This is a genomic window from Frigoribacterium sp. VKM Ac-2530 (assembly GCF_015350835.1).
Lineage (GTDB): Bacteria > Actinomycetota > Actinomycetes > Actinomycetales > Microbacteriaceae > Frigoribacterium.
Window position 1 is genome coordinate 1,691,795 of sequence record NZ_JADKSE010000001.1, and the last position, 20,908, is coordinate 1,712,702.

Genomic DNA, 20,908 nt, shown 5'->3' on the forward strand with positions numbered 1-20,908 from the left:
CGCGATCCGAGGAGGCGCGGCTCAGGCTCCCGAGACCAGCCCGCGGAGCCAGTCGCGCGCGTCGACGAACGCGTCGTCGTCGTAGCGCGGCACGACGACGACCGGGCGGGCGTCGGCCCGGGGGTACGACCCGAGGAACATCACGTTCGGGCTGAACCTCTTGAGCCCGAGCAGCGCGTCGGCCACGCGCTCGTCGAGCACGTGGCCCTCGAGGTCGATCACGAAGCGGTACCGGCCGAGGGCGTCGCCGATCGGCCGCGACTGGATCAGGCTGAGGTTGATGCCGCGGGTCGCGAACTGCTCGAGCATGTCGACGAGCGCGCCCGCGCCGTCCTCGGGCAGCTCGACGATGATGCTCGTCTTGTCGGCGCCCGTCGCGGGCGGCACCGGCACGGTGCGGCTGACGAGCACGAAGCGGGTCACGGCGTTGCGGTTGTCGCCGATCTCGCGGGCGAGCACCTCGACGTCGTGGTGCTCGGTGATCGTCGGCGGGGCCACGGCGGCATCGGCCCGGCCTGCTCCGGCCGGCGTCGACAGCAGGTCGGCCGCCGCGGCGACGTTCGAGGTCGCCGGCAGGTGCCCGTGCCCCGGCAGGTTCGCCTCGAGCCAGAGGTGGGTCTGCGCGTAGGCGACCGGGTGCGCGTTGACGACCCGCACCTCCTCGAGGCGGGTGCCCGGACGCGCGACGAGCACGAAGTCGACCGCGACCAGGTACTCGCCGACGATGCGGAGGCCGGGCACGGTGGCCAGGGCGTCCTGCGTGGCCGAGACGCCGCCCTCGACGCTGTTCTCGATCGCGATCATCGCGGCGGCGCTGCGGCCCGACACGACGTCGGCGAGCGCCTCGCCCACGTTGTTGACGCTGCGCCACTCGGCGCCCGCGGCCTCGGGCACCTGCTTGAGGGCCGCCTCCGTGAAGGTGCCGGCCGGGCCGAGGTAGCTGTAGGTCGACGAGGAGGCGGGGGTCGGCATGACGGAGAGCCTACTGATGGCCGACGGCGTGCTGACGACCGAGGGCCTGCTGATGTCCGAGAGCCTGCTGAGCGCCGTGGCCGGGCAGCGACGGAGGTCGGCAGCTGGTGCCAGGATGAGCGCATGACCGATCGCGCAGGCACCCCCGCACTCGACAGCGACCTCATCGACACCGGTGAGCTCGTCGACGCCTACTACTCGCTCGTCCCCGACGTGTCGGTGCCCGAGCAGAAGGTCGTCTTCGGCACCTCGGGCCACCGGGGCTCGTCGCTCGACACCGCCTTCAACGAGACGCACATCGCCGCGATCACGCAGGCGATCGTCGAGTACCGCGCCGGCCAGGGCATCACCGGTCCCCTCTTCATCGGGCGCGACACCCACATGCTCAGCGCCCCCGCCGAGCGCACGGCGATCGAGGTGCTCGTCGGCAACGGCGTGCACGTGCTCGCGGACGCCGACGGCGGCTACGTGCCGACGCCCGCGCTGAGCCACGCGATCCTCGTGCACAACGCCGACCCGGCCAACACCGAGAAGGCCGACGGGATCGTCGTCACCCCCAGCCACAACCCGCCGCGCGACGGCGGCTTCAAGTACAACCCCCCGCACGGCGGTCCGGCCGACAGCGACGCCACGTCGTGGATCGCGAACCGCGCGAACGAGATCATCGCCGCGGGCAACGTCGACGTCGTCAAGGCCGACGGCAGCGCCGGCCGGCACGACTTCCTGCGCGGCTACGTGGGCGACCTGATCAACGTCATCGACATCGACGCCATCAAGGCGGCCGGCGTGAAGATCGGCGCCGACCCCCTGGGCGGCGCGAGCGTCGAGTACTGGGGCGCCATCCGCGACGTCTACGGCCTCGACCTGACGGTCACGAACCCCGGCGTCGACCCGACCTGGCGCTTCATGACGCTCGACTGGGACGGCAAGATCCGGATGGACCCGTCGAGCGCCTCCGCGATGGCCAGCGTCGTGCACCGCAAGGACGAGTTCGACGTGCTCACGGGCAACGACGCCGACGCCGACCGCCACGGGATCGTCACGCCCGACGGCGGCCTGATGAACCCGAACCACTACCTCGCGGTCGCGATCGACTACCTCTACACGCACCGCCCGCAGTGGCGCGACGACGCCGCGATCGGCAAGACGCTCGTCTCGTCGAGCATCATCGACAAGGTCGCCGAGAAGCACGGCCGACGCCTGTGGGAGGTGCCGGTCGGCTTCAAGTGGTTCGTGCCCGGCCTGGTCGACGGCTCGGTCGCCTTCGGCGGAGAAGAGAGCGCGGGGGCGTCGTTCCTGCGCAAGGACGGCACGGTGTGGACGACCGACAAGGACGGCATCCTGCTCGCGCTGCTCGCCAGCGAGATCATCGCCGTCACGGGCAAGACCCCGTCGCAGCTCTACGCGGAGCTGACCGAGGAATTCGGCGACCCCGTCTACGAGCGCGTCGACGCCGCCGCCAGCAAGGAGCAGAAGGCACGCCTCGGCAAGCTCAGCGGTGACGACATCACCGCGACCGAGCTCGCCGGCGACCCCATCACGGCCAAGCTGGCGGAGGCGCCCGGCAACGGGGCTGCGGTCGGCGGCCTCAAGGTGGTCACCGACAAGGCCTGGTTCGCGGCCCGCCCGAGCGGCACCGAGGACGTCTACAAGATCTACGCCGAGTCCTTCGAGGGCCCCGAGCACCTCAGGCGCGTGCAGGCGGAGGCCAAGCAGATCGTCGACGCGGCGCTCGGCGCCTAGCCCGCCGCCGGACGGGTTCCAACCCGAAAGCGACGAACCGACGTGATGAACCACGTCGGTTCGTCGCTTTCGGGTTGGTTCGAGGCGATCACCGTCCGACCTCGAGGCCGGCCGCGAGCAAGATCCGCCGCAGTCTCTCGGGCGAGCGGAGATCGGCGGTGCCCCAGCGGGCGAAGCCCCGCACCTCCGGAAGCGAGCGCAGCCGGTCCTCACGCTCCTTCTCGTCCTTGACGACCTGTTCAGGCGTCCGCCCCCGACGCCACCGGTCGCTGAGGTACTTGACGTCGCCGTCGTACTCGCCGATGACGCCGAGCTCAGGCCACCACATGTCCGTGAAGCCGATCAGCCCGAAGGTGTCGCGCCACGGCTGCTGCAGCACCGGTGCGGGGAACCCGAAGCCGTGCACGAGCACGCGGCTGACCGACTCGCCGGCCGAGTCGGCGCCGGGCTCGCAGAAGCCGAGGGTGCGGCGGGCCCGGGCGTGCGCTCTCGCAGCGGGACGCTGCTCGACGAACTCCGCGATGCCTGCCGGGTCCGTCTCCCCGGCGTGCAGGGCTCCGTCGACGACCACGGTCGCGTCGAGGCTCGGGTGGTCGAGGAGGACGTCCGCGCAGGTGCGGCCGAGGACGGTCGCCCTGACGCCCAGGTGCTCGACGACGTCGCCGTCCCTCAGCGGTTGAGCGTGGACACGCGTCAGACGATGAGTTCGTGAGGAGCGAGCTGCCGGATCGGTGACCTCGACCAGACCGGGCGGAGCACCCCACCAGGGCAGCCCCCACAACGCAGCCGCGGCCGCGTGGGAGAAGACGAGAGGCCGGACGGCCGTCCGCTGCGCCGCCGCGATCCGGTAAACGAAACGCTGGCTGGGGAGGAGCGACGACCACCGGCCTGTCTCCACGTACGCGCCGTGGGCGATGCGGACGAGTCGCCCGGCGGCGGCATCACGCTGGAGGGCACGTGAGTCGCCGACGCCGGCCCGCGCCTCCTTCGACGTGACGAGGTCGGACGTCTGGTCGGCGAGGTCGATCATGCGGCCACCATGGCTCCCGGCTGGCCACGGACGCCCCGACGTCACGCGTCGATGGGGAGGGCCCGCCGAGGAGGTGCGGCTGGGGAGGAAGCACCGCCGGCGGCCCGCCACATCTCCGCGTGAGCGAAGCCACGCGAAAGTGACACAGCGACGCGGAACATCGCGGAGGGTTGTCGCTTTCGCGGAGGTCCGGGGGGCGAAGCAGCGGCGGCGGGGCTCAGCCGGCGTAGGTCGGCGCTGCGGGCAGGCCGAAGAACTCCTCGAGCGTCGTGACGCCCGTCGTGTGCAGCTCGGTCGCGAGCGGCACCCCCACGTAGCGGAAGTGCCACGGCTCGTAGGTGAACCCCGTGACGGCAGTCTTGTCGGCCGGGTAGCGCAGCAGCCACCCGTAGCGCCACGCGTTGGCGGCGAGCCACTGCCCCTGGGCGGTGTCGCCGAAGCAGGCCTGCAGGGCGCAGCTCAGCGGGATCGGGCTGATGTCGGCGACGAGGCCCGTCTGGTGCTCGCTGTGCCCGGGGCGTGCGCTCTGGATGTCCGCCTGCGCCTGGCCGAGCCGGTCGACCCAGCCCTGGTAGACGCTCACCTGCGTGGCGTACGACCGGTACGCGCTCTGGACCTGGAACTGCCCGGCCCCCTCCGCCTCCCCCGCGGCGAACAGCGCGAGCAGGGCGTCCCCGGCCTCGCGGCGGAACACGGGAGGGTTCTGCGACGCGACGTCGATCGTGACGAGGTCGCTCGGCACGTAGTCGATCGGGCTCAGCGGCCTCAGCTTGTCGCTCACGACCCAGAGGCTCGCGGGGTCGTCGATCGACATCGCCGACTTGTCGAAGGCGGGCGCTGCGGGCGTCGGGGGCTCGGCGGGGCTGGTCACGGGGGCAGGCTCCTCGGAAGGATCGGCGGTCGCCGCGGGAGCAGACGACGAAGGAGGCGCGCTCGGCCTCGCACTCGTGCTCGCGTCCGGCGCGGCACCCGAGGTGCACCCCGCGAGCGCAGCCGTCACCAGGGCCAGCGCGAGCGCGGCCAGCGGGGCTGACGCCGACGGGCGGTGTCGCGACGGTCGGCGACGGCGGGAGGACGGCATCGCACCAGGCTACGGCTCCTCCCCCGACAGCAGCTCTGCCTGCTCCGTCCCCAGGCTCGTCACCACGTCTGGTGGAAGCCGTGCCGGTGCAGTACTTTTGCGGTCTGCGCACGTTCGGTGCGCCTCCCTCGGCTGCAGCGTCGCCGCCTCGCCCCTCCCGTTCCGCAGCCCATGCCCGGTCCCGCAGCTCACGCCCGGTCCCGCAGCCCCCGCCCTGCTCCGCAGCCTCACCACCTCGTGCCCTCCGAAGGACGCCGCGCCATGTCGAGAACCACCGCCTCCTCCTCCCCTGCGACCACCGCCTCCTCGGCACCCGCGGAGCGACAGGGGCTGATGACCCACCGCCAGATCCTCTTCGTGATCTTCGGCCTGATGGCGGGCATGTTCCTGTCGGCGCTCGACCAGACGATCGTCGGCACGTCGATGCGGACCATCGCCGACGACCTCGACGGGCTGAGCCTGCAGGCGTGGGTGACCACCGCCTACCTGATCGTCTCGACGATCTCGACGCCGATCTACGGCAAGCTGTCCGACATCTTCGGGCGGCGGCCGCTGTTCCTGATCGCGATCTCGATATTCCTGCTGGGCTCGCTGCTGGCCGGCTTCTCGACGAGCATGTACCAGCTCGCGCTGTTCCGCGCCGTGCAGGGCATGGGCGCCGGCGGCCTGATGGCGCTGCCGCTGACGATCATGGGCGACATCCTCGCCCCGCGCGAACGCGCCAAGTACCAGGGCTACTTCCTCGCCGTGTTCGGCATCTCGAGCGTCATCGGCCCGCTGGTCGGCGGGCTCTTCGCGGGCGCCGACCAGATCCTGTTCGTCACCGGCTGGCGCTGGGTGTTCCTCGTCAACCTGCCGATCGGCGTCGTCGCGCTCGCGGTCGTCGTGCGGTTCCTGCACATCCCCGGCCAGGTGCGTCGCGAGAACGTCCGCATCGACTGGTGGGGCGCGGCCTCGGTGATCGTCGCCGCCGTGCCCCTGCTGCTCGTCGCCGAGCAGGGCCGCGAGTGGGGCTGGTCGTCGCCCGGCGCCTTCGCCTGCTACGTGATCGGCGCGATCGGCATCGTCTCGTTCGTCATGGTCGAGCGGGCGATGGGCGACGACGCGCTCATCCCGCTGAAGCTGTTCCGCAACGCCACCTTCTCGATGGCGACCGTGCTCGGCGTGCTGGTCGGCTTCGGCATGTTCGGCGCGCTGCTGACCGTGCCGCTCTACCTGCAGCTCGTGCTCGGCTCGACGCCGACCGAGAGCGGTTTCCAGATGCTGCCGATGATCGCCGGGCTGATGATCTCGTCGATCGTCTCGGGCCAGCTCATCTCGCGGACGGGCCGCTACCGGATCTTCCCCATCACGGGCACCGCGTTCATGTCGCTCGGCTTCTTCTGGTTCACGAACCTCTCGTACGACAAGCCCTACTGGTTCATGATGATCGGCATGCTGCTGATCGGCCTCGGCCTCGGCCAGCTGATGCAGACGCTCACCATCGCGTCGCAGAACTCGGTCGGCCCGCGCGACATCGGCGTGGCCACCTCGGCGTCGACGTTCTTCCGCCAGATCGGCGGCACGCTCGGCACCGCCGTGCTGTTCTCGGTGCTCTTCTCGCGGATCCCGCAGACGATCGCCGCGGCGTTCGCCGACCCGGCGCTGCAGCGCGACGCCCAGGCGGCACTGGCCGACCCGAGCGTCACCGCCGACAGCGCGAACGCGAGCATCCTCGGCCTCTACCAGGCGGCACAGAAAGGCGACACGTCGCAGGTCGGCGGGGCGCTGAACGGCAACACGTCGTTCCTCAACACGGCCGACAGCCGGCTGGCGGCGCCGTTCCTCGACGGCTTCGCGCAGGCGACCGTCACCGTGTTCTGGGTCGCGCTCGGCATCGTGCTGGTCGCCTTCGTGCTCAGCTTCTTCCTCAAGGCGACGCCGCTGAGGCAGAAGTCGGCCATCGACGAGGCGAACGACGACCGGCTCGCGGCCGAGCTGGCAGCGCAGGAGGCGGCGGCCGCGTCGGGCGCACTGGTCGCGCCGACGACGGGGAGCGTCCCGGTCGTCGAGGGCGACGGGCCGTCGCCGGAGCGACCCGCGTCGGTCGGGTCGTCCTCGGACCGCCCCGCGTCAGGCGAGCCGTCCTCGGACCGCCCCGCGTCAGGCGGGCCGTCCTCGGACCGGCCCGCTTCGAGCTGACCGGGGCTGGTCGCACCCGCCATGAACTGCCTGGGAACGCCTCGCGACGCCCGGCGCAGGCTAGGACTGCCTGATCGGCTTAGCTACACTCTCTAGCATGCCTCCTGAGCCGACCCGGCGGAACTACGACGCGACGGGCTACTGGTACGGCTCCAGCGCCAGCGAGCGCGGAGTCGCCGTGCTGAACGCCCTGCGCCGCTACCGCGCCGCCGAGTCGGACATGCGCCGTCGCACCCGCGACAGCATGAAGATGAACGAGACCGACCTCGCCGCGCTGCGGTTCCTCGTGCGGGCCGGCCGCAAGCACGAGCCCGTCAGCGCGAAGGTGCTGGCCGAGCACCTCGCCATCACCTCCGCGTCCACGTCGGTGCTGATCAACCGGCTCGTCGCGAGCGGCCACGTCGAGCGCCTGCCCCACCCCACCGACAAGCGCGGCGTCCTGCTGCGGGCCACCGAGGGCACGCACGCCGAGGTCACCGACACGCTCTCCGGCATGCACGGCCGCATGATCACCGCGGCCCAGGGACTCTCGCCCGACGAGACCGCAGCCGTCGTCTCGTTCCTCGAGGCCATGACCGCCGCCGTCGACGTCGACGACCACGCCCTCGCCGAGATCGCCCTCGCCGAGGCCCGCGCCGAGGCAGAGGCCGAGGCACTCGCCGAGCTCGAGGGCCGCGACGCCGCCCCCGCTGGTGCTGCCGCTGCCGAGCCGTCGCGCGACGCCCATGCCGGCTCGGAGCCCGTCTCCGCCTGACCGGGCCCGCTGGCCGCAAAAGCCGACTGGGCGCGCCGCAATACCGACTTTTCCCCTTGTTGTAGCGGGGAATGCGGGCAGATGGTCGGCATTTGCGGATCTACAGCCGCCATGACGGCAACTCGGGCGGCTGCGGCCGTAGGTCAGCTGGCCGAGGAGGCGCGGGGCGGCTCGGCGACGACGAATGTCGCGTCCGGGAGGCGTCTGCGCATGACGGCCACCGCCTCCTCGTTGCTGTCGACCAGCACGTAGCGACGACCGAGCGCCTCGGCCACCGCGCCGAGCGTGCCGCTGCCGGCGAAGAAGTCGAGCACCCAGTCGCCCTCGCGGGACGACGCCTGCACCATGCGGCGCAGCACCCCCTCGGGCTTCTGCGTCGGGTAGCCGGTCTTCTCGCGTCCCGTCGGCGACACGATCGTGTGCCACCAGACGTCGGTCGGCAGCTTGCCGCGCGCGACCTTCTCGGGCGTGACCAGGCCGGGAGCCATGTACGGCTCGCGGTCGACCGTCTCCGAGTCGAAGAAGTACCCCTTCGGGCTCTTCACGTAGACGAGGATCGTGTCGTGCTTCGTCGGCCACCGGTTGCGGCTCTTCGCGCCGTAGTCGTAGGCCCAGATGATCTCGTTGAGGAACGAGTCGCGGCCGAACAGCGCGTCGAGCAGCACCTTCGCGTAGTGCGCCTCGCGGTAGTCGAGGTGCAGGTAGAGCGTGCCGTCGTCGGCGAGCAGCCGCCACGCCTCGGCGAGCCGCGGCTCGAGGAACGACCAGTAGTCGTCGAAGCGGTCGTCGTACCGCATCAGGTCGCCGCGGATCCGCTCGTAGCCGAGCCCCTTGAACCCGGTCACGGCGGTCACCGAGTCGGGGACGCTGCGCACCGACGTCGTCGAGCGGCGCGTCTGGGGCCGGCCCGTGTTGAAGGGCGGGTCGAGGTAGACGACGGTGAACGCGCCGTCGGGCAGCGTCGCGGTCGCGTCGAGGTTGTCGCCGTGGACCACGAGACTCGAGGAGGCGCGGGTCCAGTCGACGGGCATGGTCGCCATCCTCTCGCACCGGTGGACGGGCCCCGAGCCAGCCGGCGTACCGTGTCGGGATGAGCACCACAGTCGAGAACCGTCCGGAGCAGAACCAGTACGTCCTCGTCGAGGACGGCAGCACCATCGGGCTCGCCGCCTACGACGTCGTCGGCGACGAGATCCGCTTCACCCACACCGAGATCGAGCCGGCCCGCCGCGGCGCCGGCCTCGGGGCGCAGCTCGTGCAGGGCGCGCTCGACGACGTCCGCTCCGAGACGTCGCTGCGCGTGGTGCCGATGTGCCCGTTCGTCGTCGACTGGGTCGACGAGCACGTCGACTACCAGGAGCTCCTGACGCGCTGAGCCCCGAGCTCGGGGACAGGCCCGGCCTCAGGCTCGGGCTCGGCCTGCACTGGCCTGGACGTCACGTCGAGTGGTCGATTCCTGTCGTTCTCGCGAGCGGGAGGGACAGGAACTGACCACTCGACGGTCCCGAGCTCGGGGCCGGGTCCGGGGAGGTCGGCGACCGGTCCCGGGGCCGAGCCCGCGCCTCCCTCGGTGGGATCTGCTGGTCAGGGGACTCGGCGGAGCCACTCCGGCGTCGCGAACTTCGTGGTGACGAGCTGCTCGGCCGCCTGCAGCTCGTCGTCGGTGACGTGGCCGACCTCGGCGCCGTAGAGGCCGGTGAAGGTCTGCTTCATGCGCTCGATGATCTCGGCGCGCGGCAGCCCGGTCTGGCTGCGCAGCGGGTCGACGCGCTTGGCGGCGCTGGTCGTGCCCTTGTCGCTCATCTTCTCGCGGCCGATGCGGAGCACCTTCACCATCTTCTCGCCGTCCATGTCGTACGACATCGTGGCGTGGTGAAGCAGGGCTCCGTTGCCGAGGCGCTTCTGGGCGGCCCCGCCGATCTTGCCCTTCGCGCTGGTGATGTCGTTCAGCGGCTGGTAGAACGCGTCGATGCCGAGCGACTTGAGGGCCGTGATGACCCACTCGTCGAGGTACGCGTAGCTGTCGGCGAAGCTCATGCCCTGCACGAGCTCGCCGGGGGCGTAGAGCGAGTAGGTGACGATCGACTGGGCGTCCATGAACATGGCGCCGCCGCCGCTGATGCGCCGCACGACCTCGAAGCCGTGCTCGGCGGCCGCGTCGAGGTCGACCTCGTTGCGGAGCGACTGGAAGCTGCCGATGACGACGGCGGGCTGGTCCCACTCCCAGAAGCGGAGGGTGGGCTGGCGGCGGCCGGCCCCCACCTCCTCGGTCAGGACCTGGTCGAGGGCGAGGTGCATGTTCGGCGAGACGGGCGCGTCGTGGATGATCTGCCAGTCGTGGTCGCGCCAGTCGGTGGCCTTCGAGAGGCTGCGGCGGATGGCCGTCGCGACCGCGTCGGGCGAGAAGCCGAGCAGGACGGCGTCGTCGGGCAGGCCCGCCTTGATCGCCGCGGCGATCGACCCCGCGTCGGACTCGACCGGGAGGCCGTTCACCGCACGGTCGATGGCGTCGAGCGCGGTGTCGGGCTCGAGGAAGAAGTCGCCCGCGAGTCGGAACTCGGCGAGGCGGCCCTCGCGCACCTCCAGGTCGACCACCACGAGCTTGCCGCCAGGGACCTTGTACTCACCGTGCATGGCTGCAGCCTATGCCTGCGCGGTCTGCGGCGGGGCTGTGGCAGATGCCGACCGCAGCAGCATGGACGGCCCCGCAACCCTTGGATATCCCACCATGCGAGGTCCCGCGGTCGGCATTTGCGGCCCCAGCGGGTCTGGGGGCAGGGCGCGGCGCGGCGCGGGAGGTGAGGGGCGCGCCGCGGGACAGGGGCAGGTCAGGCGGGCAGGTCAAGGGCGCGGGAGGCGGGCGTCGAGCCAGGCGAGGAGGTCGGCGAAGACCTGGGCCCGGTTCGTCTCCTTGAAGACCTCGTGCCGGGCGCCGTCGTAGACGACGAGCTCGACGTCGGTCAGCCCGCTGCGCGACACGTACGCCTCGGCGAGCTTGCGGGCGCTCTCTTCTCCGCCGAGCGGGTCGTCTCCCCCGACGAGGATCAGCAGCGGCACGTCACGGTCGAGCTGCTTGGCCGGACGCCCGAGCAGCCGCAGCGCGTCGCGCCAGCCGAACAGGGTCGCGACCTTCGCGTCGACGGCGAGCGGGTCGGCCGCCATCTCGGCCGCGACCGCCGGATCGCGGCTCAGCCACTCGAAGCCGGTCGTGCCGAGGTGCGCGTGCCGGGCGTTGAGGTCGCCGCCGTTCATGCTGCCGGGCACCCGGTACGCGGTCCCGCTGAGCACGACGGCGTCGTAGAGCGAGGCACGCTCGTCGACGATCTTCTGGAGCATCAGCGACCCCCAAGAGTGGCCGAGCGCCACGAGGGGCAGGCCGGGTGCGTCGTCGCGGATGATCCCCGTGAACTGGACGACCGCCTCCACCGCTCCCCGCAGCCCCGACGGGCCGAGCCGGCCGAGCTTCGTGCGGTCGCCGCCGTGCTGACCGAGGCCGGTCGCGCCGTGGCCGAGGTGGTCGTCGGCGTAGACCGTCCAGCCGGCGCGGACGAGCTCCTGCGCCAGCTCCTCGTAGCGGAGCGCGTGCTCGCCCACGCCGTGCATCAGCTGGACGGATCCGCGCGGGTCGGCCGCCCGCCAGACGTACCAGTGGACGGTGACGCCGTGGGCGTCGACGAACGTGTGGTCGCCTCGCGCGGCGGAGAAGATGGGCACGGTGTCATCCTCGCATCGTCAGGCGGTGGGCGGCGCTGGTCGTCGTCGAGACCCCCGGGAACCGCGCGCACCCTCCGGCGCGCACGGGGGTGTGCGCGGGTCCGGAGGGTGCGGAGGAGGCGCGGAGCGCGCCGGGCAGGTCAGCGGCGGTCGTCGACGTCGGTGCGGAGCACCCCGAAGGAGGCGTCGAGGTCGACGTCGACCTCGGTCCCGTCGTCGAGGCGCACGTCGACCTCGTAGGCGGTGTCGCCGTCGTCGCTGCGGTCGGCGTAGGTCACGGTGCCCCCGCCGGCCGCGGCGATCGCGGCTGCGGCGGCCTGGTCGAAGTCGGCTCCGACGAGGTCGTCGTCGTCCGTGCCGGAGGTGCTGCCGGACGTGCTGTCGGAGCCGGGCGTGCTCGAGGAGCCGGGCGTGGCCGTCGAGTCGTCGGAGAGGTCGTCGTCGCCACGGCCGTCGCGGCCGGAGTCGTCGTCGCGGTCGTCACGGCCCGAGCGGTCGTCACGGCCCGAGCGGTCGTCACGGCCGGAACGGTCGTCGTCGTCGATGAGCGACGAGGAGACGCTGAAGTCGTCGCCCAGCAGCACGGTGCTCTCGCGGCCGTCGGGCAGCACGACGTCGACCTCGTAGCCGGGCAGGCCGTCGTCGAGGCGGTCGACGTCGGTGACGGTTCCTCCGCCGGTCTCGGCGAGCGCCGCCTCCTGCGCCCGGTCGTTCGCCCCGCCGCCGACGCGGTCGTCGAGGGTCGAGGCGACGGCCACGCCGCCGCCGCCCAGCACGAGGATCCCGACGACCCCGCCGGCGACGAGGAGGGACTTCTTGCTCTTCAGGACGTTCTTCACGGTGTCTCCGATCGTGGGCCGCGGTGCGGCGGGTGGTGCTCTCTCGAGCGATGACCCCACTGTCTCGGGCAGGCGCTGAAGCGCCCCTGAAGCGACCTGAAGGAACGTTCAGCGAGCGCCGCCGCAGGTCGCTCGACGGCCACCTCCTGTCGATTGCCGCTCGACCCGCACCCACAGCCCGCACCTCGCACCCCGTTGTGGACGATGCACCCCGTCGTTCCGAGGTGCATCGTCCACTCCGGGGTGTTTCGACATCGGAGCGGGCGACGAGGAGGCGCGGGCCGGGCAGGCAGATCAGGCCGGGTCCGCCGACGGCCAGGTCAGGCGGCGTCGGCCGGGAGGTCGACGACGAAGCGCGCCCCGCCGAGCGGCGACGTCTCGACCCGCACCGAGCCTCCGTGCACTCGCACGATCTCGGCGACGATGGCGAGCCCGAGGCCGCTGCCCCCGGCGTCGCGGTCACGAGCCTCGTCGAGGCGGACGAAGCGCTCGAAGATCCGCGCGCGGTCGTCCGCGGCGACCCCCGCACCGTCGTCGTCGACGGTCAGCACCGCGCGGCCGTCGGCGGTCTCGACGAGCCCCACGGCCACCGCCGAGCGCGCGTGCCGGGAGGCGTTGGCGACGAGGTTGCGGACGACCTGCCCGAGCAGCCCCTCGTCGCCGCGCACGCGTGCCGGTCCCACGGCCGTGGCGTCGACGGAGACGCCACGACCGACGCCCTCGCCGGAGCCCGACCGCAGGCGAGCCGCCTCCGTCAGCACGAGGTCGTCGAGGTCGACCGGGCGGCGGGCGACGCCGAGCGCGCCCTCGTCGGCGCGGGCGAGGACCAGCAGGCCCTGCACCAGGGAGGTGAGCCGCGCCTCCTCGCCGAGGACGGTGCCGGCCAGCGCACGCCCGTCGATGCTCTCGGGGTGCAGCAGCGCGACCTCGGCGTGCTGGCGGATGGTCGCGAGCGGCGTCTTGAGCTCGTGCGAGGCGTCGCCGACGAAGCGCCGCTGCGCGGTCGCGGAGGCGTCCAGCCGGTCGAGCATCCCGTTGAGGGTCGAGGCGAGCCTCGACACCTCGTCGCCCCCGCCCGGGTCGGCGAGGCGGTGCGACAGGTTCGCGGCGGTCACCTCGGCGACCTCGCGGCGCATCGACTCGACCGGGCGCAGCGCCCTCCCGACCACGAACCAGGTCGTCACCCCCAGCACGAGCAGCGCCACGGGGACGGCCACGCCGAGCGTGAGCAGGCTGGCCGAGGAGGCGGCCTGCGCCTCGTCGAGGGAGCGCGCGGCCACGACGTCCCACCGTGTCGTGACGGTCTGGACGTCGAGGTCCTCGTCGCCCTCGGCGGCGGCAGCCGCGGCGGCTTCGCGCGCGTCCTCGGCGGCTTCGCGCGCGTCGTCGGCGGCGTCGCTCGCGGCCTCGGCGGCGTCGTCCTCGTCGAGCGCGTCGTCGTCGTCGGACGGGGACCCCGACGGCTCCGGCGCAGAGGACGCGCTCGCGCTCGGGCTCGGGCTCGACGACGGCGAGGGGGTCGACGTGGTCGTGCTCACCGACTCCGCGCCGTCGGTCTCGACGACGAAGTCGTCCCCGTCGAGCGAGACCCGGCTGCCCGAGGCGGCCCCCGCGAGCTGTCTCGCGTGGTCGGCGAGGTCGTCGTCGCCGCCCGTCGCGACGAGCTGCCCCGCGGAGTCGAAGACGGCCACGAGGGCTCCGTCCGCGTCGCCGGAGACGGCGACGGCCGGGCTCGACCCGCCGGCGAGCGCGGCGACGGCACGGTCGACGTCGGCGGACGCGGCCGAGCGCGGGGCGTCCGCGAGCACCGCCTGCTGCACCAGCGCGAAGACGAGGGCGAACGCGCCGAGCGTGAGCGCCACGGCGAGCACGGCGGCCGCGGTGATGCGGAGGCGCAGCGAGCCACGGCGTCCGGGGCGGGCCTGTCGACCGGTGCGGGTCGCGCGGCCATCCTCGTCGTCGCGACCACCGGGGCCGACGCGACCGGAGTCGTCAGCCACCCCGCGCCTCCAGCCGGTAGCCGGCCCCGCGCAGGGTGACGATCGACTCGCGGCCGAAGGGCCGGTCGACCTTGTTGCGGAGGTGCCGGACGTACACCTCGACGATGTTCGGGTCGCCCTCGAAGTCGTCGTTCCAGACGCCGTCGAGCACCTCGCGCTTCGTGACGACGCTGCCGGAACGGCGCATCAGGAACTCGAGCACGGCGAACTCGCGGCTCGTCAGCTCGATCTGCTCGTCGCCGCGGCGGACGTCGCGCGACGCCGGGTCGAGCCTCAGGTCGCCGGCCTCGAGCACGACCGGCCGCTCCCGGGCCCCGCGGCGGACGAGCGCACGGAGGCGGGCGAGCAGCACCGCGAACGAGAACGGCTTGGTGAGGTAGTCGTCGGCACCGGTGTCGAGGGCCTCGACCTGGTCCCACTCGCCGTCCTTGGCCGTGAGCATGATGACCGGCGTCCAGTCGCCTCCTTCACGCATCGCCCGGCAGACGGCGTAGCCGCTCATGCCGGGCAGCATGATGTCGAGGACGACCACGTCGTAGCTGCCCTCGCGCGTGCGCCAGAGGGCGTCGGTGCCGGTGCCCGCCACGTCGACGGCCATGCCCTCGGCCTCGAGCCCGACGCGGAGCCCCTCGGCCAGCGTCGGCTGGTCCTCGACGACGAGCACGCGCACGGTCGGCCCCTTCCTCGCGCGCACCCTGCCCGCGTGCCCATCCTGGCGCGGGCGCGCTGAAGCGGGGCTGAAGCGGCGCGCGGGGCGGATCGCAGGAGGCGCGCGCTAGTGCGCCGAGTAGCCGCCGTCGACGAGGTGGTAGCTGCCCGAGATGAACGAGGCCTCGGGGCTGAGAAGGAACAGCACGAGCGCCGCGACCTCGGAGTCGGTGCCGAGGCGGCCCGACGCATGCTGGCCCTCGAGGGCGTGCAGCTCGTCGGTCGACATCGACGAGCGGACGAGAGGCGTGTCGATGAAGCCGGGGCCGACGGCGTTGGTGCGGACGCCCTGGGCGGTGTACTCGAGCGCCGCGACCTTGGTCAGTCCGATCAGGGCGTGCTTGCTCGTGACGTACGCCGCGTTCTTCGCGATGCCGACCGAGCCGAGCACGGAGGCCATGTTGACGACGGCTCCGCCGCCGGCCTCCACCATCGCGGGCAGCTGGAACTTGAGGCCGTAGAAGACGCCGTCGAGGTCGACCGAGCGGACCCTGTCCCAGGCGGCGATGTCGTAGTCGCCGATGGTCTGGGGCGCGGCGCCGATGCCGGCGTTGTTGACGGCGAGGTGCAGGGCCCCGTAGGTCTCCTTCGCGAACGCGACGGCCGCCTCCGAGTGCTCCCACTTCGCGGTGTTCTGCTCGAACGCGACGGCCGTGCCGCCGGTCGAGGTGATCTCGTCGACGATGCGCTGCGCAGAGTCGAGCTTGATGTCAGTGACGACGACCGACGCCCCCTCCGCCGCGAGCTGGCGCGAGACCTCGGCGCCGATGCCGCTCCCGCCGCCGGTGACGATCGCCGTCTTGCCGCTGAACTTGCCCATGCTGTCGCTTCTTCCTCGTGTCGTGTGGGGCTCCTCGATGAGCCGTCCTCGACGATACGCCTGCATGGACTTGACGGCAACAAGTGTCGTACATCGTGGTAGATCGTTTACTTAGGCGAGCTAAATGATTAGGCTGGCGGGCGATGACCGAGACCACCGCACCCGCAGCTGCAGCACCCGCACGCCGCACCGTCCCGCATGCCCAGCTCGCCTCCGACGTGCGCGGCTCCGTGCTCCGCCTCGCCCGCCGGATGCGCCAGCAGAAGGCCGACGTCGACGTCTCCGACGCGCAGATGACGGCCCTGGGCTACGTCTTCCACGAGCAGCCGCTCACCATCGGAGCACTCACCGAGCACGAGGGCGTCACTCCCCCGTCGATGAACCGCACGGTCGGCAAGCTCGTCGACGCCGGCCTGGTCAGCCGTCGGGCCGACGACGACGACCGTCGCCGGGTGGTGCTCGAGACGACGGAGGCGGGTGCCGCGTTCGTGCTCGAGACCCGGCGCCGCCGCGACGAGTGGCTGGTGCCGCGGCTGGCCGCGCTGACCGCCGACGAGCGCCGCACCCTGGCCGACGCCACCGAGATCCTCCGGAAGCTGACCCGGTCGTGAGCGCGATGTTCCGCTCGCTCGGCCTCTACAACTACCGGCTCTGGTTCGGCGGCGCGCTCGTCTCGAACACGGGCACGTGGATGCAGGCGACCGCACAGGACTGGCTCGTCCTCACCCACCTCACCGACCACGACGCGACCGCGGTCGGCATCACCATGGCGCTGCAGTTCGCGCCGCCGATCCTGCTCGTGCCCGTCACGGGCCTCATCGCCGACCGGTTCGACCGGCGACGCATGCTCATGCTCACCCAGGGCACGATGGCGCTGCTCGGCCTGGCCCTCGGCCTGCTCGTGCTCACCGACGTCGCGCAGCTCTGGATGGTGTGGGTGTTCGCCCTCCTGCTCGGCACGGTGAACGCGATCGACGCCCCGATCCGACAGAGCTTCGTGTCGGAGCTCGTCCCCCCGGGGCACCTCTCGAACGCCGTCTCGCTGAACTCGGCCTCGTTCAACGGCGCGCGCCTCCTCGGCCCGGCCGTCGCCGGCGTGCTGATCGCGAGCGTGGGCACCGGCTGGGTGTTCCTGATCAACGCGGCCTCGTTCGCCGCAGTGTTGCTGTCGCTGCGGTTCATCCGGGTGTCGCAGCTCGAGCACAAGCCGCCGGTGTCGCGGGCCAAGGGACAGATCCGCGAGGGGTTCCGCTACGTGAAGGGGCGCCCCGACCTGCTCGTCGTCTTCACGATGATCTTCGTGATCGGCACCTTCGGCCTCAACTTCCCGATCTTCACGTCGACGATGGCCAGCGTCGAGTTCGGCGTCGACGCCAGCGGGTTCGGCCTGCTGTCGTCGTGCATCGCCGTGGGGTCGCTGACGGGCGCCCTGCTCTCGGCGCGACGGGAGCGCCCGCGGATGCGGGTGCTGGTGCTGGCCGCCGCCTCCTTCGGGGTGACCTGCACCGTCGCCGCGCTGATGCCCAGCTACTGGACGTTCGCCGCCGTGCTCGTCGCCGTCGGGCTGTCGTCGATCACGCTGATGACCACGGCCAACAGCACGGTGCAGCTGTCGACCGCGCCCGAGATGCGCGGCCGCGTGATGGCGCTCTACATGGCGATCTTCACGGGCGGCACGCCGCTCGGCGCCCCGATCGTGGGCTGGGTCGCCGACACGGCCGGGCCCCGCTGGGCGATCGGCGTCGGCGCCGCAGCCGGCTTCGTCGCCGCCGGCATCGCCGTCGTCTGGCTCGTGCGCCGTCAGCACCTGCGGGTGCGGCGCGTGGCACCGGTCGCCGCGGCCGCCGACGCCGGCGTCGTGCGGCGGATCGCCCCGCGGCTCGTGCCGCACTTCACCGTCGAGCACGACGGCGACGGGGGCCGACCCGCGCGCGAGCGGAGTGACGAGGCCGCCGCGGTGCTCGCCGCCGACGAGGTCACGTCGCGCACGTCGTGAGCGCGTGGCCGCTGAGCGCAAAGGGCTACCACGGTCGGGCCGCCCGGCGTACAGTCCGCCCATGACGAGTCCTCGGGTCTGATCCGGCCCCGCGGCGTCCCGTCGTGGAGGGTCCCGACATGGGCAGGACAGCGCGGTGCGCGGCAGCGGCCCTCGCCGCGGTGGTCTCCGGAGGCGCGCTCGGCCTGGCAGCGGACGCCCGCGCCGTCGACGGCCCCTACGACTACGTCGCGGTCTCGTTCCTGCTGCTGGCGTCCGCGCTCGTCGTCGGCGGGGTGGTGGTGCTGCTCGTTGCCCTGGCCGACCGCGTCCTCGGACGGCTGCCCGCGTCGGGCTCGTCCGCCGAGGCGGCCGCCGCCACGGCCGAGTCGAGGACCGCATCGGCGACCGGCCGCACCCGTGATCTGTCCCGGTCCCCCGCGTCCTCCGCCCTCGCCGCTTCTTCCTCTTTCCCTGCTCCCGTCGCCGAGGAGACGGCGCCCACGTCGGCATCGCCGCTCTCAGCACCGTTCGCGGCGCCCGTCGGGACCTCGGACACGGCCGTCGCCGCGGGGCCGTCCTCCCTGTCCGCAGCTCGGACTGCCGCGCACCGCCACGCGCTCACGGCACGACGGGCGGCGAGGGCCGCCACACAGCGGGCGGGGCAGCACGCCTCCACGGCTCAGCGCACGGCCACGGCCTCGCTCGCAGCCGTCGTGTCACGGTCGGTCGCGGCCGTCCGATCGCGGACGGTCGCCGCGGGTGCGATCGTTCCGAGCGCGCCGTCCGGAGGCGAGGCGCCCGACGTGTCGATGGTGCCTTCCGCAGTCGGCGATGGGGCCGTGCCGGTCGACGAAGCGGGCTCTTCCGGACGAAGCCCCCGGCCCGGCCCTGGCGGCGGGGCGCCTCCGCAGCGCCGCTAGCTGGGCCTGGGGCGCCTGAGTGCGGAAGGCTCGAGTTCGGCAACTCGCCCGCCTGTCCCCGATGTGTCGTCGGCGTCGGGTTCGGAGACCGTGAGCGTCACCAGCTCCCATCGGCCAAGGTCACGTCTGAGCCTGCCGATGAAGCTGGCTTCACAGATCGTCGTGTCCGTGAGTGACTGATCCGGTCGACGACGAGACCCGACACGAGCGCGATGATGACCGCGATGCCCGCCCCGAGAAGGGGAGTGTCGTGTACCCAGGCGCCGGCGACGACACCGATCAGGACCGAGTACGCCGCCCAGAGGACTCCGGAGACCGCAGAGAACGCGACGAATCGGTGCCGCGGGAAGCTGCTGGCTCCTGCCAGGACATTGACGACGACGCGGCCCCCGGGAACGAAACGGGCCGTGAGGATCACCGAGGCGGCTCGGCGGTCGAGATTCGATCGCGCTCGCTCCATCAAGGCCCCGACCTTCTTTCCCCGCAGGGAACGGAACCTGTTCGAACCGACTCTGCGCCCGATCGAGAAGGCGATGTTGTCGCCGAGGAACGAGCCCAGGCCCGCGACGAGGAGCACGAGCCCCGGGTTCGGCGCCCCGGTCGCGGCGCCGACGGCTGCCAGCGCGACGACCACAGTCTCGCTCGGGACGGGGGGGAAGAATCCGTCGAGGACGACGACCAAGAAGACCGCAGCCAGCACCCACGGAGATTCGGCCAGCGAGACGATCACTGCGTCCACGTGATCTCCTTTCGATAGGGATGGTCCGCACCTGAGGAAAAGCCAGATGGTGCGCTCTCGTCGGTCCCCACGGCGCGGATGGCGCCGACCTCGCTCGAGGCGGCCAGCCGCCGTCTCAGGGCGGGCACGACCCCATCTCGAGAGCCACTGGCCAGAACGGGAACAGGAACGTTCTCCCACCTTCTCGGGAACAGCCCACCCCTCGCCAGGGGGCAAACCCCCCGCCACGATCACCTGCTACCCGGAGTCACACGTCGAAATATCTCCTTTAGGATTCCATGGTTGACATCTGGAAACTCGACCGCCCGAGTATCGATCTCGAGGCGATCGCGCGGGTCCAGATCTCCGACCTCGACGCTCGTGACCGCCGCGTCTCCACCGTGCTCCGCTGCCTCTGAAGGCTGGCGGCGGACACGCTCCACAGATTGGTACCCCATGAATTCTCCTCACCGCACACCACCATCCCCGCAGGCCACCACCTCCACGCCCGATAGCCGTCCCCCCTCGAGGCGCTCCTCACTGACCGCAGGAGCAGTCGCCGGCATCGCCGCGCTGACCGCAGTCGTCATCGCAGTCCCCACTGTGGTCATCGGCGGAACCCTCGTAGCCACTGCTCTGAGAATCGGTCAGCCCGCTCAGGAAAGGAGCGATCCGCGGACCGTGTGGGTCGATGAACCCTTCGAGCGAGTCACCTTCGACACCTCCATGGCCGACATCACCGTCGTCGACTCGGATGTCGAACGCCCCCGGATCATCCACGACGCCGGGGCGATCCACCTCCGGCACCACGTCGACGGCAACGAACTGGTCATCGAGACCGACCGCCCCTCATGGGACTCGTGGAACTTCGATGGAGGCCGGTCACCTGAGCGGCATCTCACCCTCCAACTTCCCCACGACCACGCACTCGGCGCGTCCCTCGTGATCACCACCTTCGGGGGCGATGTCACCCTCGACGGCCGATTCGGCGACATCACGGCTACGACCTCTGGCGGCGACTTCTCGTTGGAGGGAAAGGCCGCCTCGCTCGCCCTCGAGAACGTCGCGGGTGACTCGAGAGTCAACCTCGACGACGCGCCCGCCACGATGTCCATCCAGACCTCCGCCGGCGATCAAGACGTCACGCTTCCTGTCGGCGACTACGGCATCACCACCAAAGCCGGCCTTGGCGACATCAGGAACGGACTCGGCAACAACCCGGACGCCGCGCGGCAATACCGATTCGAGTCGCGCGTCGGTGACATCCTCATCGGCCCACGCCAGCCCGACTGACGACCGGTGCACGGCGGCACGACACCACGTCGACGTGCTCCGAACCGACGTTCGAGGCGCGCGTAGCTGCTGCGGCGTGGCCTGAGCGTGATCCTCGAGACCGACCCTGCAGCCGACGTGGCCGACTGAACCCAGCACCGTCGGAACAGATGGAGAG

General features: G+C 72.0%; 20 protein-coding genes. 9 read left to right on the top strand and 11 right to left on the bottom strand.

The window, feature by feature from the left end:
• Positions 1–21 precede the first annotated feature (21 nt).
• Entirely contained in the window at positions 22–972 is a 951-nt protein-coding gene (gene pheA / locus ITJ48_RS07960; RefSeq protein ID WP_192170304.1) for a prephenate dehydratase, read from the bottom strand.
• Between pheA and ITJ48_RS16430 the strand changes: the two genes are divergently transcribed.
• Positions 971–1,099, top strand: a complete 129-nt coding sequence (locus tag ITJ48_RS16430) for a hypothetical protein (protein WP_255524501.1) — start codon at positions 971–973, stop codon at positions 1,097–1,099. The genes pheA and ITJ48_RS16430 overlap by 2 nt on opposite strands.
• Positions 1,096–2,715 carry a phosphoglucomutase (alpha-D-glucose-1,6-bisphosphate-dependent) gene (gene pgm, locus ITJ48_RS07965; RefSeq protein ID WP_194613082.1) on the top strand — a complete coding sequence of 540 codons (1,620 nt, stop codon included), beginning with the start codon at positions 1,096–1,098 and terminating at the stop codon, positions 2,713–2,715. Before ITJ48_RS16430 ends, pgm begins: the two co-directional genes overlap by 4 nt.
• A gap of 88 nt (positions 2,716–2,803) precedes the next feature.
• Here pgm and ITJ48_RS07970 read toward each other — a convergent pair whose 3' ends face one another.
• Both ITJ48_RS07970 and ITJ48_RS07975 read right to left on the bottom strand, forming a co-directional pair.
• Positions 2,804–3,745: a type IV toxin-antitoxin system AbiEi family antitoxin domain-containing protein gene (locus ITJ48_RS07970; protein ID WP_194613083.1), complete on the bottom strand. Its 942-nt coding sequence runs from the start codon at positions 3,743–3,745 to the stop codon at positions 2,804–2,806.
• A gap of 217 nt (positions 3,746–3,962) precedes the next feature.
• Complete coding sequence (locus ITJ48_RS07975) at positions 3,963–4,616, bottom strand: M15 family metallopeptidase (protein ID WP_233569025.1); 654 nt, start codon at positions 4,614–4,616, stop codon at positions 3,963–3,965.
• Between the two features lie 471 nt (positions 4,617–5,087).
• On the opposite strand from ITJ48_RS07975, the gene ITJ48_RS07980 reads away from it, so the two are divergent.
• The gene (locus tag ITJ48_RS07980; RefSeq protein ID WP_370544833.1) at positions 5,088–7,007 is read left to right on the top strand and encodes an MDR family MFS transporter; all 1,920 of its coding nucleotides are present in this window, start codon (positions 5,088–5,090) and stop codon (positions 7,005–7,007) included.
• A 97-nt stretch (positions 7,008–7,104) separates the two neighbouring features.
• Positions 7,105–7,761, top strand: a complete 657-nt coding sequence (locus ITJ48_RS07985) for a MarR family transcriptional regulator (RefSeq protein ID WP_194613085.1) — start codon at positions 7,105–7,107, stop codon at positions 7,759–7,761.
• A gap of 143 nt (positions 7,762–7,904) precedes the next feature.
• Here ITJ48_RS07985 and ITJ48_RS07990 read toward each other — a convergent pair whose 3' ends face one another.
• Positions 7,905–8,792 carry a site-specific DNA-methyltransferase gene (locus tag ITJ48_RS07990; protein WP_228506236.1) on the bottom strand — a complete coding sequence of 296 codons (888 nt, stop codon included), beginning with the start codon at positions 8,790–8,792 and terminating at the stop codon, positions 7,905–7,907.
• Between the two features lie 59 nt (positions 8,793–8,851).
• Between ITJ48_RS07990 and ITJ48_RS07995 the strand changes: the two genes are divergently transcribed.
• Entirely contained in the window at positions 8,852–9,136 is a 285-nt protein-coding gene (locus ITJ48_RS07995) for a GNAT family N-acetyltransferase (RefSeq protein ID WP_194613086.1), read from the top strand.
• Positions 9,137–9,345: 209 nt separating this feature from the next.
• Here ITJ48_RS07995 and ITJ48_RS08000 read toward each other — a convergent pair whose 3' ends face one another.
• The 6 genes from ITJ48_RS08000 to ITJ48_RS08025 all read right to left on the bottom strand — a co-directional run bounded on the left by ITJ48_RS08000 (position 9,346) and on the right by ITJ48_RS08025 (position 15,842).
• Positions 9,346–10,395 carry a biotin/lipoate A/B protein ligase family protein gene (locus ITJ48_RS08000; RefSeq protein WP_194613087.1) on the bottom strand — a complete coding sequence of 350 codons (1,050 nt, stop codon included), beginning with the start codon at positions 10,393–10,395 and terminating at the stop codon, positions 9,346–9,348.
• A 207-nt stretch (positions 10,396–10,602) separates the two neighbouring features.
• Positions 10,603–11,475 (bottom strand): alpha/beta hydrolase, encoded by an 873-nt coding sequence (locus ITJ48_RS08005; protein WP_194613088.1) that lies wholly within the window; start codon positions 11,473–11,475, stop codon positions 10,603–10,605.
• A 140-nt stretch (positions 11,476–11,615) separates the two neighbouring features.
• Positions 11,616–12,314, bottom strand: coding sequence for a PepSY domain-containing protein (locus ITJ48_RS16665; protein WP_194613089.1), 699 nt, complete (start codon positions 12,312–12,314; stop codon positions 11,616–11,618).
• A 320-nt stretch (positions 12,315–12,634) separates the two neighbouring features.
• Complete coding sequence (locus ITJ48_RS08015; RefSeq protein ID WP_370544834.1) at positions 12,635–14,314, bottom strand: ATP-binding protein; 1,680 nt, start codon at positions 14,312–14,314, stop codon at positions 12,635–12,637.
• Positions 14,307–14,984: a response regulator transcription factor gene (locus tag ITJ48_RS08020; protein ID WP_194613090.1), complete on the bottom strand. Its 678-nt coding sequence runs from the start codon at positions 14,982–14,984 to the stop codon at positions 14,307–14,309. Before ITJ48_RS08020 ends, ITJ48_RS08015 begins: the two co-directional genes overlap by 8 nt.
• Positions 14,985–15,089: 105 nt before the next feature.
• On the bottom strand, positions 15,090–15,842 hold the full coding sequence (locus tag ITJ48_RS08025) for an SDR family NAD(P)-dependent oxidoreductase (RefSeq protein ID WP_194613091.1): 753 nt from the start codon (positions 15,840–15,842) through the stop codon (positions 15,090–15,092).
• Positions 15,843–15,985: 143 nt separating this feature from the next.
• Between ITJ48_RS08025 and ITJ48_RS08030 the strand changes: the two genes are divergently transcribed.
• The 3 genes from ITJ48_RS08030 to ITJ48_RS08040 all read left to right on the top strand — a co-directional run bounded on the left by ITJ48_RS08030 (position 15,986) and on the right by ITJ48_RS08040 (position 18,740).
• Positions 15,986–16,453: a MarR family winged helix-turn-helix transcriptional regulator gene (locus ITJ48_RS08030; protein ID WP_194613092.1), complete on the top strand. Its 468-nt coding sequence runs from the start codon at positions 15,986–15,988 to the stop codon at positions 16,451–16,453.
• Positions 16,450–17,838 carry an MFS transporter gene (locus ITJ48_RS08035; protein ID WP_194613093.1) on the top strand — a complete coding sequence of 463 codons (1,389 nt, stop codon included), beginning with the start codon at positions 16,450–16,452 and terminating at the stop codon, positions 17,836–17,838. Before ITJ48_RS08030 ends, ITJ48_RS08035 begins: the two co-directional genes overlap by 4 nt.
• A gap of 119 nt (positions 17,839–17,957) precedes the next feature.
• A complete protein-coding gene (locus ITJ48_RS08040) occupies positions 17,958–18,740 on the top strand; it encodes a hypothetical protein (protein ID WP_194613094.1) in 783 nt (260 codons plus the stop codon).
• A 97-nt stretch (positions 18,741–18,837) separates the two neighbouring features.
• Here the strand turns inward: ITJ48_RS08040 and ITJ48_RS08045 are convergent, their stop codons facing one another.
• Complete coding sequence (locus tag ITJ48_RS08045) at positions 18,838–19,479, bottom strand: DedA family protein (protein ID WP_194613095.1); 642 nt, start codon at positions 19,477–19,479, stop codon at positions 18,838–18,840.
• Positions 19,480–20,184: 705 nt separating this feature from the next.
• On the opposite strand from ITJ48_RS08045, the gene ITJ48_RS08050 reads away from it, so the two are divergent.
• The gene (locus ITJ48_RS08050) at positions 20,185–20,751 is read left to right on the top strand and encodes a DUF4097 family beta strand repeat-containing protein (protein ID WP_194613096.1); all 567 of its coding nucleotides are present in this window, start codon (positions 20,185–20,187) and stop codon (positions 20,749–20,751) included.
• Positions 20,752–20,908: the final 157 nt, after the last annotated feature.

Excerpts from the sequence above, each read along its gene's own strand:
- ITJ48_RS16430 (WP_255524501.1), top strand. The coding sequence starts at position 971 with ATGACGGAGAGCCTACTGATGGCCGACGGCGTGCTGACGACCGAGGGC.
- ITJ48_RS08030 (WP_194613092.1), top strand. The coding sequence starts at position 15,986 with ATGACCGAGACCACCGCACCCGCAGCTGCAGCACCCGCACGCCGCACC.
- ITJ48_RS07980 (WP_370544833.1), top strand. The coding sequence starts at position 5,088 with ATGTCGAGAACCACCGCCTCCTCCTCCCCTGCGACCACCGCCTCCTCG.
- ITJ48_RS08050 (WP_194613096.1), top strand. The coding sequence starts at position 20,185 with ATGGCCGACATCACCGTCGTCGACTCGGATGTCGAACGCCCCCGGATC.
- pgm (WP_194613082.1), top strand. The coding sequence starts at position 1,096 with ATGACCGATCGCGCAGGCACCCCCGCACTCGACAGCGACCTCATCGAC.
- ITJ48_RS07995 (WP_194613086.1), top strand. The coding sequence starts at position 8,852 with ATGAGCACCACAGTCGAGAACCGTCCGGAGCAGAACCAGTACGTCCTC.
- pheA (WP_192170304.1), bottom strand. The coding sequence starts at position 972 with ATGCCGACCCCCGCCTCCTCGTCGACCTACAGCTACCTCGGCCCGGCC.
- ITJ48_RS08025 (WP_194613091.1), bottom strand. The coding sequence starts at position 15,842 with ATGGGCAAGTTCAGCGGCAAGACGGCGATCGTCACCGGCGGCGGGAGC.
- ITJ48_RS08040 (WP_194613094.1), top strand. The coding sequence starts at position 17,958 with ATGGGCAGGACAGCGCGGTGCGCGGCAGCGGCCCTCGCCGCGGTGGTC.
- ITJ48_RS07970 (WP_194613083.1), bottom strand. The coding sequence starts at position 3,745 with ATGATCGACCTCGCCGACCAGACGTCCGACCTCGTCACGTCGAAGGAG.
- ITJ48_RS08000 (WP_194613087.1), bottom strand. The coding sequence starts at position 10,395 with ATGCACGGTGAGTACAAGGTCCCTGGCGGCAAGCTCGTGGTGGTCGAC.
- ITJ48_RS07985 (WP_194613085.1), top strand. The coding sequence starts at position 7,105 with ATGCCTCCTGAGCCGACCCGGCGGAACTACGACGCGACGGGCTACTGG.
- ITJ48_RS07990 (WP_228506236.1), bottom strand. The coding sequence starts at position 8,792 with ATGCCCGTCGACTGGACCCGCGCCTCCTCGAGTCTCGTGGTCCACGGC.